Consider the following 1,202-nt stretch of genomic DNA (forward strand, 5'->3'; position numbering starts at 1 on the left):
GCTAAATTCCCAAACTAACTTCCACCGTCTGTTAAAGTGGAAGTTAATCTGATAAAACCTCTAACAACCAGTGAAACTCCGTGTCAGGGTAAGTTCCACTGGTTTTTATAAAGGTTGATTTATTGCATTTTTAGGCTAATTTAGTTGACAAAAAGGGTACACAAAATCCCCTCATCTGAAAGCGTTTCAGATTAAGTTCCGCTATGGTGGAAGTTAGTGTGAGACGTTTGAGTGGCTTATATTAGGTTGTTTTTAGAATTTGTGTTGGAGTAATTTTGGAGACTGACAGACGTCTTCTGCTGGAATTAAGGAAATGCCGAGTAGTTTAGCCAGTTCTTCGTCATAGGTAAAGGTAAAGAGCTCATAAGCTGATTTCCCATTCAGAGCAGCGCGTTTCACGCTATTCACATGAGAACAGACTAGGTTGATATCGTTCTGAGTTAAGTTGTCAAAAGAAGTTCCCTTGGGTAAAATATCGCGAATAAGTGTGTGATTTTTCTCAATTCTTCCTTTCTGGTCAGAGCGCTTAGGGTCGCAAAAGAATAGTTTAATCTCACCTCTGATATCCATCTCAATGTCATCAACTTTGGCAAACTCTCCACCATTGTCAGTTAGAATGACAGGGAAAACATCGAAGAAATCTCGGTCAGCCTCATAAAGCGTGTTCTTGATAACATAGAAGTGTTTAGCGACCTCAAGAGCGGTTTTATTGTCCAGAAGTCTAGCGAAGATAAAGTTACAGAAAGAGACATTGAAGGTGAGTAATACTTTTCCACCAACCCGTCCAATAACGGTGTCCATTTCAAGCCAAGAGGTCAGCTGTCTATGTGTCAGGAAGTTTTGGAAGTCCTCATAAGAACGCCCTTTTTTAGCTTCTTTAGGGATAGCAGGTAGTGTAGCCTTTCGTCTAGGTTTGAATTTTACAGCTCTAGCCAGATCAATAGGAGCGATAGAAAGGTATCCTTTACGGATGTGTCGATAGACGGTTGAGGAACTGACATCAAGGTTATGAGTTTTAAGGATGTGATAGATGTGCTGTCCCTTTTTCACACCATCGGAGATGACTTTATCCATGTCCCAGAACGTTTGAGAGTTGAGAGGTGTTCCTTCTCGAGCCTCAACGAGGGTTTGTTCGTATTGTTTTTGAGCCTGTTTAGCGAGGTAGAAGATTTTCTTGTAGCCACAATTTTGTCTTCTCTTAG

1 protein-coding gene is annotated in these 1,202 nt (G+C 40.8%); it reads right to left on the reverse strand.

The genetic code is table 11. The features are described from left to right. Nucleotides 1–252: 252 nt before the first annotated feature. On the reverse strand, nt 253–1,202 hold a 950-nt coding region (locus EAF07_RS10390), incomplete at its 5' end, for an IS30 family transposase (RefSeq protein WP_121836467.1).

This window comes from Streptococcus hillyeri (assembly GCF_003686955.1).
Taxonomy (GTDB): domain Bacteria; phylum Bacillota; class Bacilli; order Lactobacillales; family Streptococcaceae; genus Streptococcus; species Streptococcus hillyeri.